Origin of the sequence: Cyanobium sp. CH-040 (genome assembly GCF_024346135.1) — a bacterium.
Lineage (GTDB): Bacteria > Cyanobacteriota > Cyanobacteriia > PCC-6307 > Cyanobiaceae > NIES-981.
Map to the genome: position 1 here is coordinate 85,151 of NZ_JAGQCJ010000004.1, position 14,308 is coordinate 99,458.

The following is a 14,308-nucleotide window of genomic DNA, read 5'->3' on the forward strand; positions in this document are numbered from 1 at the left end:
CAAGCTCCTTGGGTCCGTGTCAGGTGCGTCAGAAGGATTGCAGTTCCAGCTCTTCATCTGGATAGCTGAGCATCAGTTCTCTTTGCTCCGGAGAATTTTCCCAGCTATACCGTTGAATGGCGTTGACATAGTTGTTGCTGCGGTCTTTGATCACCTCATAGGTCACGCCCTGTCGGCCGAGCAGGTCAAGGGCTTGGTGAAAGCAATAAATCGTTCTTAGGTGCTCACCAAGTGAAACGACCCCTGGGATGAAGGTGCCACCCACGTCCTGCGACCAGGGTCTGGGCGCTGAGCAGGGTCTTGACATCTTTGCGTAAAGACGACTTCAGAGGCTTGGTGAAGGGGATGCTGCGCTCTCGAAGCCATTTCTTCAGCGGCCTGATGACCGGATTGTGCATATCCTGATACACGAGATACACAATTCTGGGCTTTCCATGCTCCACTACTTTTCGATAAAAAGATAAAGGGGGCTGGCCGTAGTCGGGATGGATTTCCCCCGGGGTTTGAATATGTCGCCGGAGCGAATGTGGATGACAATCTCGTCTTCGCCTATAATTTCCGTTTGATCATATAGATTTGTCGCGTAGGAAAACGACCGGATGGCTTCGTGGGTGGATGGCAGGTTCTTATAAAACTCTCTCTGAGACGAGCGAGCATGTAAAAATCTGCCTTCCAGGCAGTTGTCTCGTCCATCAGGATTGCCGATGTGAATGGTGACCTCCAGTCCCTGGCATGGAAACTGGTTGCCTTTGGGAAAAATGTCGCGGATGCGTTTGCACTCTGGGACGAAGACATTCCTCGCTTTGATGCCATGGGCAAACAGGACGGCATGGGCAGTCTGAATCAGTGCGTTTGAAAATCTGTTCAATGCCGATATATAAACACTGTCAACTCCACGATCGATGTCGAATCTTGACGACCAGATGGGTTTTATGTGTAGCGGCAGGCCATGTTTTCTGACGCGATCGTAGATCCATCCCCGCTCGTTCGCGCGGAGATTGCATTGGCGCGAAAATCTGTTCAGGCCGGGGATGCTGCGCTCGACGATGCGGTTGTAGTCCTACTCGAGCAAGTCCCCGATTGTGATTTGACTGATATGGATCGGGTCACCTTGTCCGTCTCTTCTGAGCATGATGTAGTTGGGCGCACCTTTGCTCAATCCTGGTATGGACTTGCGATTGTAAACGTGCTCATCGTCTAGCTTGATGTCGACCTCATCCCAGTCGTGATTGTCTTCTGACACGTACACCCTGTTCCCATGTATCCGTTCGGAAATGCCGCCCTTCCCGCATCGATTGTATAGAAAGACGACCTGGCCTCTTTGTGCTTCTGGTAGCTAAATGACAATCTGGGGAGGCGGATCGCTTCTGCATGTATGGCATATGAACTGACTCTGACTGTTGACCGTGTGGATGCTTCTCCTGAGCGGGTTGCTCTCTTCTGCTGATGTTGATTCTCTGGGTGATGCCTCGGGGCCTGGGAGCATGAGGGCTCTCTGAAGCTGAATGGGATCTTTGTTGAGGAAGCCTTGCTTCGCGCTGTGGGGAGGGGTGGCGGAGCCCTTCCTGCCTGTGCTGTTGATGGGCTTGGGCAGCCGAACTGTGATGTGATCTGGAGTCGTGTTTAGGCTCGCCTGGCGCTGCCAGGCCAGTCTTCACTGCGTTGGCTCCGCAACCATTGGGCTCGGTCCCGCCGCCAGGCAGTGTTTGACCGAATCCATGGAAATCCTGCAGGCCTGCTGATCCGGCAGGCTGGTGCTGCGCAGGGCAGGCATGGTCAGCTCGGCTGCTTGGCCATGGGATTCAGGTCCTTCTGACCGGAAGCTGCGTTCGCCCGCTGCAGCCCATCGGGTCTGTGTCTGGCCCGTGACAGTCAGTATCTGCGCAGTGCCCGCATCAAGGAACCGTAACAAAGGCCACCGTGGGAGCAATAGGGCACCAGCTGTCCGTTCACCTGGGCTGTGGTGAGCGTTTGCGGCCCGCCTGCCGCGGCACCGCTGGCACCCATGGCCCCGAACAGCTCCATGAGCGGCCCCAGCAGGGCGGCTGGAGGTGCCGGTGCGCCTCGGCCGCCGCCCCCCCCGGCGCCACTCAGCTGCTGCAGCGCCTCGAGGCGCAGCTGCTCGGTCTGGTTGAACTGATCCACGCTTCCCCGGCTGCGCTCGATCACGCCGCTGGCTCCACCGGCGGGCAGGCTCTGGAGGCTGTTCTGGATCGCACCGGCGCCCATCACATCCAGCAGGGTCTGGGCGTGGGCCGGTGATCCCGTGAACCCCAGCAGCACGAGGCCAGTTCCCAGGAAAGCGGTTCGCAGCAGGGGAGTGACCATGGCCGACGGGTGCATTGGTTGGAAGGCGTGCCACAAATCTGCCGCAAGCCGGCGGTTCAGGGACGGGCCACGCTCCCGGCTCTGGACGGGAACCCGCTCCAGGTCTTGAGCTCATCGAGGCTCTGCACCCCCTCGAGAGTGGGCTTCCCCTCCATCTTCCAGGTGGGGAACGCCCGGATTCCGGCCGCCTTGCAGCGCTCCCGACCGTCCTCGCTGTCGCACTCCACGTAGGGGAGGGCGTTGCCGGCCTGCTTGCCGAAGAGGTTCTTCTGCTGGAAACAGGCTGGACACCACCAGGCTCCGTAGAACACCGCCCCTTTCGCCCGCAGATGGGCGCCGAGGGCTTTCTGGTCGGAGTTGGACTCGCTCAACGCCTCGCCCAGCCGGGGTGAGGTGGACTCGGTCGCACCTCGCGTGTTGGCCTGGGCGCTGCCGTTCCCGCTCACGCCGGCATTGGCGCAGGCGACCAGTGCTGCCAGACCGAGGCCGAGGGGGAACAGCAGAAGCGGACGGCGCCAGCCGGATCGGTCCATGCTCCAGTCACCATTTCCGTCCACGCTACGGGGCATGCCCCGCCACCGTCACGTTGCTGGCGGGGAGGTCCCCCGAACCCCCGGCCGTCGCAGGGCCAGGCAGGGAGCTGAGAGACTGAACCACTGCCAGTGCCAGCTCCTGCCAGGTTTCTGCGATGAACGCCAACGGCTACCGCGACTACTTCAAGGTGCTGGGTGTGGACCGAGGTGCTGACGCCGACACCATCAAGCGGGCCTTCCGCAAGCTGGCGCGGCAGTACCACCCGGACGTCAATCCCGGTGACAAGGCCGCCGAGGCCCGCTTCAAGGAGATCAGCGAGGCCTACGAGGTGCTCTCCGATCCCGACAAGCGCCGTCGCTACGAGCAGTTCGGCCAGTACTGGAGCCAGGCCGGTGCCGGCGGCGGCGTGGGCGGCATGGACGTGGACTTCGGCCGCTACGGCAACTTCGACGAGTTCATCAACGACCTGCTCGGGCGCTTCGGTGGCGGCGCCCAGCCGGGCGGCGGCAGCGGCTTCGGGTTCGGCAGCGGCTTCCCCGGAGGGTTCGGGTCCGGCGGCTTCGGGGCCGGCTTCCCGGGAGGTGGTTTCGCCGGCGGCGCCCGCAGTGGCGCGGCCAACCTCGATGCCGAGGCCAGCATCCGCCTCTCCCTGGCGGAGGCCTTCCGCGGCTGCGAGCGCACCCTGGCGGTGAACGAGGAGCGGGTGGCGGTGCGCATCCCCGCCGGTGTGCGGCCCGGCAGCCGGCTGCGCCTCAAGGGCAAGGGGAACCTGCAGCCCGGCACCGGCCGCCGCGGTGACCTCTACCTCACCATCCAGCTGCAGGAGCATCCGGTGTGGAAGCTCGACGGCGATCAGCTGCGCGGCGAGCTGCCCCTCAGCCTCGACGAGCTCGCCCTCGGCGGCCAGGTGCGGGTGGCGACCCCTGACGGCGAGGCCTCCGTGCAGGTCCCCCCGGGCCTGACCCCGGGCCGCAGCCTGCGGCTCAAGGGCAAGGGCTGGCCGGTGAAGGGCGGCCGCGGTGACCTGCTGCTCACCCCCGTGCTGAAGCTGCCCGAGCCCCTCAGTGAGCGGGAGCGGACCCTGCTGGAGGAGCTCCGCGCCGCCCGCAGCGCCGACCCCCGGGCCGGCTGGATTCAGCTCGCCCAGCTCTAGCAGGGGCGGGGCGTCTCTCTAGGATCCCGAGCACCGACACCGCCTCCCATTCGCCGCGCCCATGGAGCTCTCCTATCGCCCCCGCCGGCTGCGCCGCACTCCGGCCCTGCGGGCGATGGTGCGGGAGCATCAGCTCAGCGCCGCTGACTTCATCTACCCCCTGTTCGTGCATGAGGGCGCGAGCAACGAACCCATCGCCGCCATGCCCGGCTGCCAGCGCTGGAGCCTGGAAGGTCTGGTTGAGGAAGTAGGCCGGGCCTGGGATCTGGGCATCCGCTGCGTGGTGCTGTTCCCCAAGGTGGCCGACGGCCTCAAGACCGAGGACGGCGCCGAGTGCTTCAACGAGCACGGCCTGATCCCCCGGGCGATCCGCCGCCTCAAGGAGGTGCACCCGGCCATGGCGATCATGACCGACGTGGCCCTCGACCCCTACTCCTGCGACGGCCACGACGGCATCGTCAGCCCCGAGGGGGTGGTGCTCAACGACGAGACGGTGGCCATCCTCTGCAAGCAGGCCGTGGTGCAGGCCCGTGCCGGAGCCGACCTGATCGGCCCCAGCGACATGATGGACGGCCGCGTGGGTGCCATCCGCGAAGCCCTCGATGAGGAGGGTTTCGAGCATGTGGGCATCATCAGCTACACGGCCAAGTACGCCAGCGCCTACTACGGCCCCTTCCGGGAGGCCCTCGATTCGGCACCGCGTGCCAGCGGCGGCAAGCCCATCCCCAAGGACAAGAGCACCTACCAGATGGATCCGGCCAACGGCCGCGAAGCGATCCTCGAGGCCCAGCTGGATGAGAGCGAAGGGGCCGACATTCTGATGGTGAAGCCCGGTCTGGCTTACCTCGACATCATCCATCGCCTGCGCCGCGAGAGCGAGCAGCCGATCGCCGCCTACAACGTCAGCGGCGAATACGCCATGGTCAAGGCGGCGGCGGAGAAGGGCTGGATCGACGAGCGGGCCGTGGTGCTGGAAACCCTGCTCTGCTTCCGGCGTGCCGGCGCCGACCTGATCCTCACCTATCACGCCTGCGACGCGGCTCGCTGGCTGCGGGAGAGCTGATGGCCACCGTGCCGCCCTTGCCCGAGCCGCAGCTGCCCGTCTCCCACCGCCTCGGCCATGTGGCCCTGCGCGTGCAGGACATCGGCCGCGCCAAGGCCTTTTACCAGGCCCTCGGCCTGCGGCTCACCTGGGACGCGCCCGACTGGGCCTACCTGCAGTGGCCGGGCGACGCTGCCGGCATCGCCCTGCTCAGTCCGGACTACACGGCCGCCGGCCCCCACCTCGCCCTGCATGTGCGCGAGCGGGCGGAGGTGGACGCCGCCCGTGACGGCCTCGTGGCCGCCGGTCACCGTTGCGGTCCGGTCCATGACCACCGCGACGGCACCGCCAGCTTCTACCTGCAGGACCCTGAGGGCAACTGGCTGGAACTGCTCTACGAGCCCCCTGGCGGCATCCCCAGCAATGTGCCGGGACAGTCGCCGATTCCGCCGCCCTCGCCGTGACCCCGGCCGCGATCGAGCAGGAGACCCTGGAGCTGCTGGAGTGGCCCCGCCTGGCCGACCAGCTGGCCAGCTTCACCGCCACCGCCGCCGGCCGCCGCCACTGCCGCACGCTGCCCCTGCCGTCGGCGCTGGAGGAGAGCCGCACGCTGCTGGCCGAGACCGCTGAGCTGCTGGGCCTCGACGGGCTCACCGAGGGCGGGCTCAGCCTCCAGGGTGTGGCCGACATCGCCGCCAGCGTGAACCTCTGTGCCAAGGGGGGCACAGCGTCCGGCGAGGACCTGCTGCAGCTGGCCGCCACCCTGGCTGCGGCCCGGCGGCTGCGGCGCCAGATCGAGGATCCGGCCCTGCGGCCGGTCACCACCGCCCTGGTGACGGAGCTGCGCACCCTGCCGGAGCTGGAGCAGCGGCTGCGCTTCTGCCTCGAGGAGGGCGGCCGGGTGGCCGACCGGGCCAGCGTGCCCCTGGCGGCGCTGCGGCGGCAGTTGCAGGGGGCCCGCGCCGAGCGTCGCGAGCGCCTCCAGGAGCTGCTGCGGCGCTGGGCGCCGCTGCTTCAGGACACGGTGATCGCCGAGCGCCACGGCAGGCCCGTGCTGGCCGTGAAGGCCGGTGCCGCTGGTCAGGTGCCGGGCCAGGTGCACGACAGTTCCGCCTCCGGCCAGACCCTGTTCATCGAGCCCCAGGCGGTGCTGGGGCTGGGCAACCGCATCATCGACCTGGAGGGCCAGGAGCGGGAGCTGGAGCAGGTCCTGCTGCGGGAGCTGAGCGGCGAGGTGGCGGTCCACGCCGCAGCGCTCGAGGTGCTGCAGGCCATCCTGGTGCGGCTGGACGTGGCCCTGGCCCGGGCCCGCTACGGCGCCTGGCTGGGGGCGGTGCGCCCGGAGCTGGGCAGCACGGCCGAGGATCCCTTCGAGCTGCGCGACCTGCGCCATCCCCTGCTGCTTTGGCAGCAGAAGCGGCAGGGGGGCCACCCCGTGGTGCCCGTGACGGTCAGCGTGGCGCCGGAGCTGCGGGTGGTGGCGATCACCGGTCCCAACACCGGCGGCAAGACCGTGACCCTCAAGAGCATCGGCCTGGCCGCGCTGATGGCCCGTGCCGGGCTCTTCCTGCCCTGCAGCGGCACCCCGCGCCTGCCCTGGTGCGGCCTGGTGCTGGCCGACATCGGCGATGAGCAGTCGCTGCAGCAGAACCTCTCCACCTTCAGCGGCCACATCCGCCGCATCGCCCGCATCCTCGAGGCTCTGCAGTCCACGGCCGGCGGCGCTCCGGGGGCTCCAGCCACCACCGCCGGCGGCGCTGCCCTGGTGCTTCTGGACGAGGTGGGGGCCGGCACCGATCCGGTGGAGGGGGCGGCCCTGGCCACTGCCCTGCTGCAGCACCTGGCCGGTTGCGCCCGGCTCACGGTGGCCACCACCCATTTCGGTGAACTCAAGGCCCTCAAGTACGCCGACCCCCGCTTCGAGAACGCGTCGGTGGCCTTCGACGAGGAGACCCTCGCTCCCACCTATCGCCTGCAGTGGGGGATCCCGGGCCGCAGCAACGCCCTGGCGATCGCCAGGAGGCTGGGGCTGGAGGCGTCGGTGATCGAGCAGGCGGCGCGGCAGCTTCAACCCCGCGGGGAAGGCGAGGTGAACCAGGTGATCGCCGGCCTGGAGGAGCAGCGCCAGCGCCAGCAGGAGGCCGCCGAGGAGGCCGCGGCCCTGCTGGTGCGCACCGAACTGCTGCATGAGGAGCTGCTCTCGCGCTGGCAGCAGCAGCAGCAGCAGAGCGCCGAACTCCAGGAGCAGCGCCGCCAGCAGCTGGAGCACTCCATCCGCGAGGGACAGCAGGAGGTGCGCCGCATCATCCGCCGGCTGCGTCAGAGCGGCGGCGGCCGCCGGCCGGACACGGCCGTGCTGGGGGAAACGGCCCGTCAGGCCGGCCGCCGGCTCAAGCACCTCGAGCAGCAGCACCGTCCCCTGCCGGAACGGCGGCAGCACGCCGGCTGGATGCCGGTGGTGGGCGAGCGGGTGCGGGTGCTGTCCCTGGGCAAGGCCGGCGAGGTTCTGGAACTCACCGATGACGGCCGCGAGCTCACCGTGCGCTGTGGGGTGCTGCGGCTGAGCGTGCCCGTGGAGGGCATCGAGGGGCTGCAGGGCGAGAAGCCCACGCCCCCCGAGGTGAAGGTGCGGGTGCAGGGCCGCCGCGGACTGGCCGCTCCCGGGCCGGACGTGCGTACCGAGCGCAACACCGTGGATGTGCGCGGCCTGCGGGTGCATGAGGCGGAAGCCGCCGTGGAGGAGACGCTGCGGGCCGCCAACGGACCGGTGTGGGTGATCCACGGGGTGGGCACCGGGCGGCTGAAGCGCGGGCTGCGCGCCTGGCTGGACACCCTGCCCTACGTGGAGCGGGTCACCGACGCGGAGCGCTCCGATGGCGGACCCGGCTGCAGCGTGGTGTACACCCACTGACGCCGGCGGCAGCCCGTCGCGGGGGTGTCATCCGAGATCGGGCAGCACCGGCGGGTCCTGGCCTGGATGGCGCGGCAGGGGCAGGGCGTCGCCACCGGCGTCGAACAGGCGCCAGCCGCCCGGATCCACCTCCAGGTGAACGGTGCTGCCGGCAGGGAGCTTCTCCTCCGGGCTCACCCGCAGCTGCACCAGGTGGTCGCCCTCCTCCAGCCGGCAGGTGACCAGCTGCTCGTTGCCCAGGGCCTCGCCATGGCTCACCGTGGCGCGCAGATTGCGGTTGGTGGCCGGCGCCAGCCGCAGGTGCTCCGGGCGCAGGCCACCGGTGAGGTGATGTCCCACGCGTCCCGCCACCACTTCGGCCAGGGGACCCTCCAGGGCCAGCCTGCGGCCGCCCAGCTGCAGCGCCCCGGCTCCCACCACCTCCACCGGCAGCAGGTTCATGGGCGGGCTGCCGATGAACTGGGCGACGAACAGGTTGGCGGGCCAGCGGTAGAGCTGCATCGGCGTGCCCAGCTGCTGCAGCCGGCCGGCGTTGAGCACGGCGATGCGGTGCCCCATCGTCATCGCCTCCACCTGGTCGTGGGTCACGTAGAGGGTGGTGGTGCCCAGGCGCCGCTGCAGCTCCACGATCTGGGCCCTCGTGCCGGTGCGCAGCTTGGCGTCGAGGTTGCTGAGCGGCTCGTCCATCAGGAACACCGCCGGCTGGCGGGCGATCGCCCGCCCCAGCGCCACGCGCTGCTTCTGCCCGCCGGAGAGCTCCTTGGGCAGCCGCTGCAGCAGCGGCTCGAGCTCCAGGGTGGCCGCCACCTCGGCGATGCGCCGTTCGATCCGCTCCTCCCGGGCGGAGGGCACCCGCAGCGGCGCGGGCAGACGGCGGCTGGCCTGGTGCAGGCTGTCCTGCACCTGCTGCAGTGGCGTGCGGGATCGGCTGCGCCGCAGCCCGAAGCCGATGTTGCCCGCCACCGAGAGGTGGGGGTAGAGGGCGTAGCTCTGGAACACCATGGCCACGTCCCGCTGGGCCGGCCGCAGCTCCGTCACCGGCCGGTCGCCCACCAGGATCTCGCCGGCGCTGGGCTGCTCGAGGCCGGCGAGCAGGCGCAGCAGGGTGCTCTTGCCGCACCCGGAGGGCCCCACGAGCACCAGAAACTCGCCGTCGGGGATGTGCAGGCTGAGATCCCGCAGCACCTGCACCGGCTCACCGCCGCGCCGGGGCGGATAGGTCTTGCTCACCCGCTGGAAACGAACCTCGGCCAACTTGCGTTCCCAGACGACCCCTGATGGCCGCGATCCTAAGTTTGAGCCAATGCAGTTCATCGATCAGGCCCGCATCGCCGTCAGGGCCGGCCGCGGCGGCGACGGCATCGTGGCCTTCCGCCGAGAGAAGTACGTGCCCGCCGGCGGCCCCTCCGGCGGCGACGGTGGCCGTGGCGGCGACGTGCTGCTGGTGGCCGACGCCAACCTTCAGACCCTGCTGGACTTCAAGTACAAGCGGCTGTTCGAGGCCGAGCCCGGCCGCCGTGGCGGTCCCAACCGCTGCACCGGCGCCAGCGGCCGGCCCCTGCTGATCCGCGTTCCGTGCGGCACGGAGGTGCGCGATGCCCGCACCGGCATCCTGCTCGGGGATCTCACCGGTCCCGGCGAGGAGCTGCTGGTGGCCCTCGGCGGCCGCGGCGGCCTGGGCAATGCCCATTACCTCAGCAACCGCAACCGGGCCCCGGAAAAGGCCACCGAAGGGGCGGAGGGGGAGGAATGGCTGCTGCAGCTGGAACTCAAGCTGCTGGCGGAGGTGGGCATCATCGGCCTGCCCAATGCCGGCAAGAGCACCCTGATCTCGGTGCTCAGCGCCGCCCGCCCCCGCATCGCCGACTACCCCTTCACCACCCTGGTGCCGAATCTGGGGGTGGTGCGCCGGCCCAGCGGCGATGGCACGGTGTTCGCCGACATCCCCGGCCTGATCGCAGGCGCGGCCCAGGGCGCCGGGCTGGGCCACGACTTTCTGCGCCACATCGAGCGCACCAGGCTGCTCATCCATCTGGTGGACGCAGCCGCGGAGTCGGTGCTGGAGGACGTTCGCGTGGTGGAGCGGGAGCTGGAGGCCTACGGGCACGGTCTGGCGGACCGCCCCAGGCTGCTGGTGCTCAACAAGATCGAGCTGGTCGACATCGCCGGACTGCAGGAACGGATCGAAGAGCTGGAGGGCCACGCTGGTGGCCCTGTGCTGGCCGTCTCGGCAGCCACCTCAGCCAATCTCAGCGCATTGCTGGCCGCCGTGTGGGGTCAGCTGGGCGTGGTGGAGCCGGGCTGAGACGGCTCAGTCGTCGTACACGCGGCACTCCGGTGCCTCGGGGTTCATGTCGCAGTACACCTCGAGGGGGCTCGGATCGTGGCTGTCCTCGGGGTGGTGCGCCTTGTACTCCTCCAGGCCCTTGAGCTCATCCTCGAGATGACGCACCTTGCCCAGGTTGCCTTCGGCCCGGGCGGCCTCGATCTCGCTCTTGTCCTTCTGGATGTGATCGTCGATGGAGTTCATGCGTGGGCGCCCGGGTCGGGTTTCGCGGCTCGTCTGGCCCACCATACGGGTGCTCCCATGCCCGGGGAGGGGTTTTTGGGCAGCTGCTGATCAGTCCCCTCACGCCGGCGGTTCGCTCATGTGGGCAGTTCGCTGAGCTCGAGCCAGCGCTCCTCGCCGGCGCTGATCCGCTCGCTCAGCCCGGCCAGTTCCCGGGTGAGTTCCTGCAGGGCGGCGTAGTCGCTGCTGCCGGAGGACAGCAGGGTCTCCAGCTCCAGGCGGCGCTCCTCCCAGCGCGGCAGGTCCTCCTCCAGCTGGCTCAGTTCCCGTTGCTGGCGGAAGCTGCGGCGCCGTGCCGGGGCTGCAGCTTCCGGCGGCTTGCCCGGGCGCGCCGGCGCTGCCTGCTGCGGCTGGCCGGCCGGGGGCTGGGCAGAGCGTTCGACTGAGCGCTCCTGCTCCAGGTAGGTGCTGTAGTTGCCCTCGAAGCGCTCCAGCCGGCCGTCCCGGACCACGAACAGCCGGTCGACGGTGCGATCGAGGAAGTAGCGGTCGTGGGACACCACCACCACGCAGCCGCGGAAGTCCTCCAGAAAGTCCTCGAGCACCGTCAGGGTCTGGACGTCGAGGTCGTTGGTGGGCTCGTCCAGCAGCAGCACGTTGGGCGCCCCCACCAGCAGCCGGCAGAGGTGCAGCCGCCGGCGCTCACCCCCCGACAGCCGGCTCACCGGCTGGTGCTGCTGGGCCGGCGGGAACAGGAACCGCTCCAGCAGCTGGGAGGCGCTCAGGGTGCTCCCCCCCAGCTCCACCGTGGCGGCCGCCTCCTTGAGCACGTCGATCACCCGCCGTTCCCGGCCGGCGGCGTCGCGGCTGGCCTCGAGCACGTGGCTGTGCTGGTCGAAGTAGGCCAGCCTCACGGTGGTCCCCAGCTCCAGCCGGCCGCTGTGGCAGGCAGTGGCCGCCGCCGGCGCGGCGCTGCCGCCGGTCGCCGCGGTGGCGATCAGGTTCAGCAGGCTGCTCTTGCCGCTGCCGTTGGGCCCGATGATCCCCACCCGGTCCTCGGGGCTGAAGTCGTAGCTGAATCCCTTCAGCAGCGGTTCCTCGCCTCGGTGGCGGGCCGCGCCGCTGGCCCAGAGGGTCAGCGCCTCGGCCTCGATCGTGCGCTTGCCCAGACGGCGGCCGTCGCTGGCCAGCTGCAGCCGGCCCCGCTCCTGGCGCCGCGGCAGCTCCTGCAGCGCCTCGATGCGCTGGATCCGCGCCTTCTGCTTGGTGCTGCGAGCCTTCGGGCCACGCCGCAGCCACTCCAGTTCGCGCCGGAGCAGCCCGCGCAGCCGGGCCTCGCCGGCGGCGGCCGCGGCCTCCTCCTCGGCCTGGCGGGCCAGGTAGGTGGCGTAGTTGCCCGCATAGGCGCGGGCCTCGCCGCGATCCACCGCCACGATCCGCTCGGTCACCCGGTCGAGCACGTAGCGGTCATGGGTCACCAGCACCAGGGCGCCGGGGAAGCGGCCCAGGTAACCCTGCAGCCACTGCACCCCGTCGGCGTCCAGGTGATTGGTGGGTTCGTCCAGCAGCAGCACGTCCGGCTCCGCCACCAGCGCCGCCGCCAGGGCGACCCGGCGCTGGTAGCCGCCGGAGAGTTCACCCACCCGGCGCTGCACATCGTGCACGCCGAGGCGCTCCAGCACCTCCCGGATCTGCTGCTCCAGACCCCAGGCCTGGCTCTGATCCATGCGGGTGTTGAGATCGGCCAGCTCCGCCAGCAGCGCGGTGTCGTCCTCCCCGCGGCGGTGGGCGAGGGCCAGGGCTTCGCTCACGGCGGTGTAGCGGCCCAGCAGCTGGCGTTTCTCGCCGCTGCCGGCGAACACCTGCTCAAGCACGGTGCGCTGCGGGTCCAGGCCGGGCTCCTGGCTCACCAGCACGATGCGCGTCCCCGGGACCGTCCGGCGGCTGCCGGCACCGGGAGGTTCGTCACCGGCCAGCAGCCGCAGCAGGGTGCTCTTGCCGGCGCCGTTGGGTCCGATCAGCCCCAGCCGCTCCCGCTCCCCCACGTGCAGGTCGAGGTTCTCGAACAGGGTGCGGATGCCGAAGTCCTTGCGGACTCCGGTGAGGCTGATCAGGCTCACGCGGCGGCGGCTCGGCGCTGAGACTCCAGATAAGCAAACACGCTCTTGTCGCCCACGTCGGCCGCGGCCGGCATCGGGAACTTGCGCAGGCACAGCACCAGCAGCAGCACCGCCTGCAGCGCCAGCAGCCGGCCCGCCAGCGCCGGCGCCAGCAGCCCGCTCAGGTGGCCCAGCAGGGCTGCCGGCAGCAGCAGGGTCACGCCGATGGCCTCGGGGCGGCGGAAGCAGAAGAACTCCTTGAAGCCGATCCCGGCCAGGGCGGCGAACAGCGGCCCGACGGCCCAGACCCAGCGTCCGTCGGCCTGCAGGCTGGTGGCCATGGCCTCCGGGCCGGCCCACAGGCAGAGCCCCACCAGACCGGCGCAGCCCAGCAGCCAGAACAGCTGCAGCGCCCGGTGCAGAGGCCGCAGGTAGATGTGGATCCAATGCAGCGCCAGGCCCACGCCAACGGCCAGGGGCAGCAGCCACGGCCACAGCCACTCACCGCCCAGCCAGTGCCACTGGGCCAGCAGCGCCAGCTGGGCAATGGCCGCGGCCGTGAGGCTGAGGCGGTAGGCCAGCACCTCCCGCCGGTCGGCGGCTGTGATCGTGAACGGCCCGTACAGCCCCTGGTGCACCGGCTCGGCCGCCGCCCGGGCGGCCGTTTCACTCAGGGCGTCGGGGCTGGGATCCGGCATCGGCGGCGGCCATCGGACAGCTGCCCACCAGTGTGGCCAGCGCCGGGCCCGCCGGCACGATGCCCGAGGGATGGAGCGGAAACAGGGCCCCGAAGTAGTCGCGGCGCCAGGCCTCGGGACAGCAGGTGTCCGCCACCCCCGGCAGCTGGTGGAAGCGGCTCCGCCAGTGCCAGAGCGCCGGGAACTGCCACAGGGGCCGGCGGCTGACGCCGAACAGGGGCGCGTAGACGAGTTCCAGCCGGATCAGGGTGGGGAAGAGCTGCACGTCGGCGAGGCTTGGATGGGGGCCGCTGAGCCAGCCCGGCTCCCCTGCGCCGGCGCCGCTCGCCGCCAGCGCCTGCTCCACGGCATCGAGGGTGGCGAACAGCTCGGCTTCGGCGCTCTCGTAGGCGGCCTGGCTGCGGGCGAAGCCGCAGCGGTACACCCCGTCGTTGACGCCGGTCTGCAGCCGCTCGCGCCAGGCGGCCGTGGCCGCGCGCTGCCCGGGAGGATCGAGGTCGAAATCCCTGCCGGCCGGCCAGCGGTTGAGCAGCTCGATCAGGCGGGCGCTCTCACCCACCACCACCTGCCGCCGCCGGCGGTCGTAGAGCACGGGCACGGTGGCGCGGCTGCCGGGCGGAGCGCCGCAGCGCCCGTAGAGCTCGGCGAGGGTGGAGCAGCCCTCGAACGGTTCACCGAACCGCCAGCGGCCCGCCCGCGGATCCGGTTCCACCACCACCAGCGCGACCGTGGCCTGCAGCCGGCGCAGTGCCCACACCAGCCAGGCGCGATGGGCCCAGGGGCAGCTGCGGCCCACGATCACCACATGGGCGTCCGCCACGCCGGCATCGTCCGGCAGCGCCAGGGCCTCGGCGAAGGCCGCGGGCGGGCGGCGGTAGTTTCCCTGCGCATCGGCCGGCCCCAGTCCGTTCATCAGCTGCAGCCACTGCCAGTGCCAGAGGTGGCGGGCACTGCGCACCAGCCAGGGTGGAGGGAGCACGATGGAAGGCGTTGCGTTCCAATCTCGGACGATTGGACCGGAAAATCCAGCACCG

15 protein-coding genes are annotated in these 14,308 nt (G+C 69.9%); 6 read left to right on the forward strand and 9 right to left on the reverse strand.

Translation table 11 applies throughout. From position 1 onward, the window contains the following. Nucleotides 1-28: 28 nt before the first annotated feature. Together KBY90_RS05420 and KBY90_RS05425 are read right to left on the reverse strand one after the other, a co-directional pair. Nucleotides 29-265: a hypothetical protein gene (locus tag KBY90_RS05420; RefSeq protein WP_254967454.1), complete on the reverse strand. Its 237-nt coding sequence runs from the start codon at nucleotides 263-265 to the stop codon at nucleotides 29-31. A gap of 177 nt (nucleotides 266-442) precedes the next feature. Then, complete coding sequence (locus KBY90_RS05425; RefSeq protein ID WP_254967455.1) at nucleotides 443-868, reverse strand: hypothetical protein; 426 nt, start codon at nucleotides 866-868, stop codon at nucleotides 443-445. Between the two features lie 81 nt (nucleotides 869-949). Here KBY90_RS05425 and KBY90_RS05430 point away from each other — a divergent pair, with 81 nt between their 5' ends. Further along, entirely contained in the window at nucleotides 950-1,201 is a 252-nt protein-coding gene (locus tag KBY90_RS05430) for a hypothetical protein (protein WP_254967456.1), read from the forward strand. Nucleotides 1,202-1,872: 671 nt separating this feature from the next. Here KBY90_RS05430 and KBY90_RS05435 read toward each other — a convergent pair. After that, nucleotides 1,873-2,328, reverse strand: coding sequence for a hypothetical protein (locus tag KBY90_RS05435; RefSeq protein ID WP_254967457.1), 456 nt, complete (start codon nucleotides 2,326-2,328; stop codon nucleotides 1,873-1,875). Between the two features lie 56 nt (nucleotides 2,329-2,384). Further along, complete coding sequence (locus tag KBY90_RS05440; RefSeq protein ID WP_254967458.1) at nucleotides 2,385-2,861, reverse strand: hypothetical protein; 477 nt, start codon at nucleotides 2,859-2,861, stop codon at nucleotides 2,385-2,387. 155 nt (nucleotides 2,862-3,016) lie between these two features. Between KBY90_RS05440 and KBY90_RS05445 the strand changes: the two genes are divergently transcribed. The 4 genes from KBY90_RS05445 to KBY90_RS05460 all read left to right on the forward strand — a co-directional run bounded on the left by KBY90_RS05445 (nucleotide 3,017) and on the right by KBY90_RS05460 (nucleotide 7,968). Continuing rightward, entirely contained in the window at nucleotides 3,017-4,015 is a 999-nt protein-coding gene (locus KBY90_RS05445) for a DnaJ C-terminal domain-containing protein (protein ID WP_254967459.1), read from the forward strand. Between the two features lie 61 nt (nucleotides 4,016-4,076). Next, the gene (gene hemB / locus KBY90_RS05450; protein WP_254967460.1) at nucleotides 4,077-5,078 is read left to right on the forward strand and encodes a porphobilinogen synthase; all 1,002 of its coding nucleotides are present in this window, start codon (nucleotides 4,077-4,079) and stop codon (nucleotides 5,076-5,078) included. Then, nucleotides 5,078-5,521, forward strand: a complete 444-nt coding sequence (locus tag KBY90_RS05455; protein ID WP_254967461.1) for a VOC family protein — start codon at nucleotides 5,078-5,080, stop codon at nucleotides 5,519-5,521. The genes hemB and KBY90_RS05455 overlap by 1 nt, the downstream gene beginning before the upstream one ends. Further along, nucleotides 5,518-7,968, forward strand: coding sequence for an endonuclease MutS2 (locus KBY90_RS05460; protein ID WP_254967462.1), 2,451 nt, complete (start codon nucleotides 5,518-5,520; stop codon nucleotides 7,966-7,968). Before KBY90_RS05455 ends, KBY90_RS05460 begins: the two co-directional genes overlap by 4 nt. Before the next feature lie 27 nt (nucleotides 7,969-7,995). Here KBY90_RS05460 and KBY90_RS05465 read toward each other — a convergent pair whose 3' ends face one another. After that, nucleotides 7,996-9,222, reverse strand: coding sequence for an ABC transporter ATP-binding protein (locus tag KBY90_RS05465; protein WP_254967463.1), 1,227 nt, complete (start codon nucleotides 9,220-9,222; stop codon nucleotides 7,996-7,998). 49 nt (nucleotides 9,223-9,271) lie between these two features. On the opposite strand from KBY90_RS05465, the gene obgE reads away from it, so the two are divergent. After that, nucleotides 9,272-10,273 carry a GTPase ObgE gene (gene obgE, locus KBY90_RS05470; protein WP_254967464.1) on the forward strand — a complete coding sequence of 334 codons (1,002 nt, stop codon included), beginning with the start codon at nucleotides 9,272-9,274 and terminating at the stop codon, nucleotides 10,271-10,273. 6 nt (nucleotides 10,274-10,279) lie between these two features. On the opposite strand, the gene KBY90_RS05475 is transcribed toward obgE, so the two are convergent. The 4 genes from KBY90_RS05475 to KBY90_RS05490 all read right to left on the reverse strand — a co-directional run bounded on the left by KBY90_RS05475 (nucleotide 10,280) and on the right by KBY90_RS05490 (nucleotide 14,253). After that, nucleotides 10,280-10,498, reverse strand: a complete 219-nt coding sequence (locus tag KBY90_RS05475; RefSeq protein ID WP_254967465.1) for a Calvin cycle protein CP12 — start codon at nucleotides 10,496-10,498, stop codon at nucleotides 10,280-10,282. Between the two features lie 116 nt (nucleotides 10,499-10,614). Further along, nucleotides 10,615-12,597: an ABC-F family ATP-binding cassette domain-containing protein gene (locus tag KBY90_RS05480; RefSeq protein WP_254967467.1), complete on the reverse strand. Its 1,983-nt coding sequence runs from the start codon at nucleotides 12,595-12,597 to the stop codon at nucleotides 10,615-10,617. Beyond that, nucleotides 12,594-13,274 carry a DUF2301 domain-containing membrane protein gene (locus KBY90_RS05485; RefSeq protein ID WP_254967468.1) on the reverse strand — a complete coding sequence of 227 codons (681 nt, stop codon included), beginning with the start codon at nucleotides 13,272-13,274 and terminating at the stop codon, nucleotides 12,594-12,596. The genes KBY90_RS05480 and KBY90_RS05485 overlap by 4 nt, the downstream gene beginning before the upstream one ends. Further along, nucleotides 13,243-14,253, reverse strand: a complete 1,011-nt coding sequence (locus KBY90_RS05490; protein ID WP_254967469.1) for a glutathione S-transferase C-terminal domain-containing protein — start codon at nucleotides 14,251-14,253, stop codon at nucleotides 13,243-13,245. Before KBY90_RS05490 ends, KBY90_RS05485 begins: the two co-directional genes overlap by 32 nt. Nucleotides 14,254-14,308: the final 55 nt, after the last annotated feature.

Coding starts and splice junctions, on each gene's coding strand:
- KBY90_RS05445 (WP_254967459.1), top strand. CDS start 3,017: ATGAACGCCAACGGCTACCGCGACTACTTCAAGGTGCTGGGTGTGGAC.
- hemB (WP_254967460.1), top strand. CDS start 4,077: ATGGAGCTCTCCTATCGCCCCCGCCGGCTGCGCCGCACTCCGGCCCTG.
- KBY90_RS05435 (WP_254967457.1), bottom strand. CDS start 2,328: ATGGTCACTCCCCTGCTGCGAACCGCTTTCCTGGGAACTGGCCTCGTG.
- KBY90_RS05475 (WP_254967465.1), bottom strand. CDS start 10,498: ATGAACTCCATCGACGATCACATCCAGAAGGACAAGAGCGAGATCGAG.
- obgE (WP_254967464.1), top strand. CDS start 9,272: ATGCAGTTCATCGATCAGGCCCGCATCGCCGTCAGGGCCGGCCGCGGC.
- KBY90_RS05430 (WP_254967456.1), top strand. CDS start 950: ATGTTTTCTGACGCGATCGTAGATCCATCCCCGCTCGTTCGCGCGGAG.
- KBY90_RS05440 (WP_254967458.1), bottom strand. CDS start 2,861: ATGGACCGATCCGGCTGGCGCCGTCCGCTTCTGCTGTTCCCCCTCGGC.
- KBY90_RS05455 (WP_254967461.1), top strand. CDS start 5,078: ATGGCCACCGTGCCGCCCTTGCCCGAGCCGCAGCTGCCCGTCTCCCAC.
- KBY90_RS05485 (WP_254967468.1), bottom strand. CDS start 13,274: ATGCCGGATCCCAGCCCCGACGCCCTGAGTGAAACGGCCGCCCGGGCG.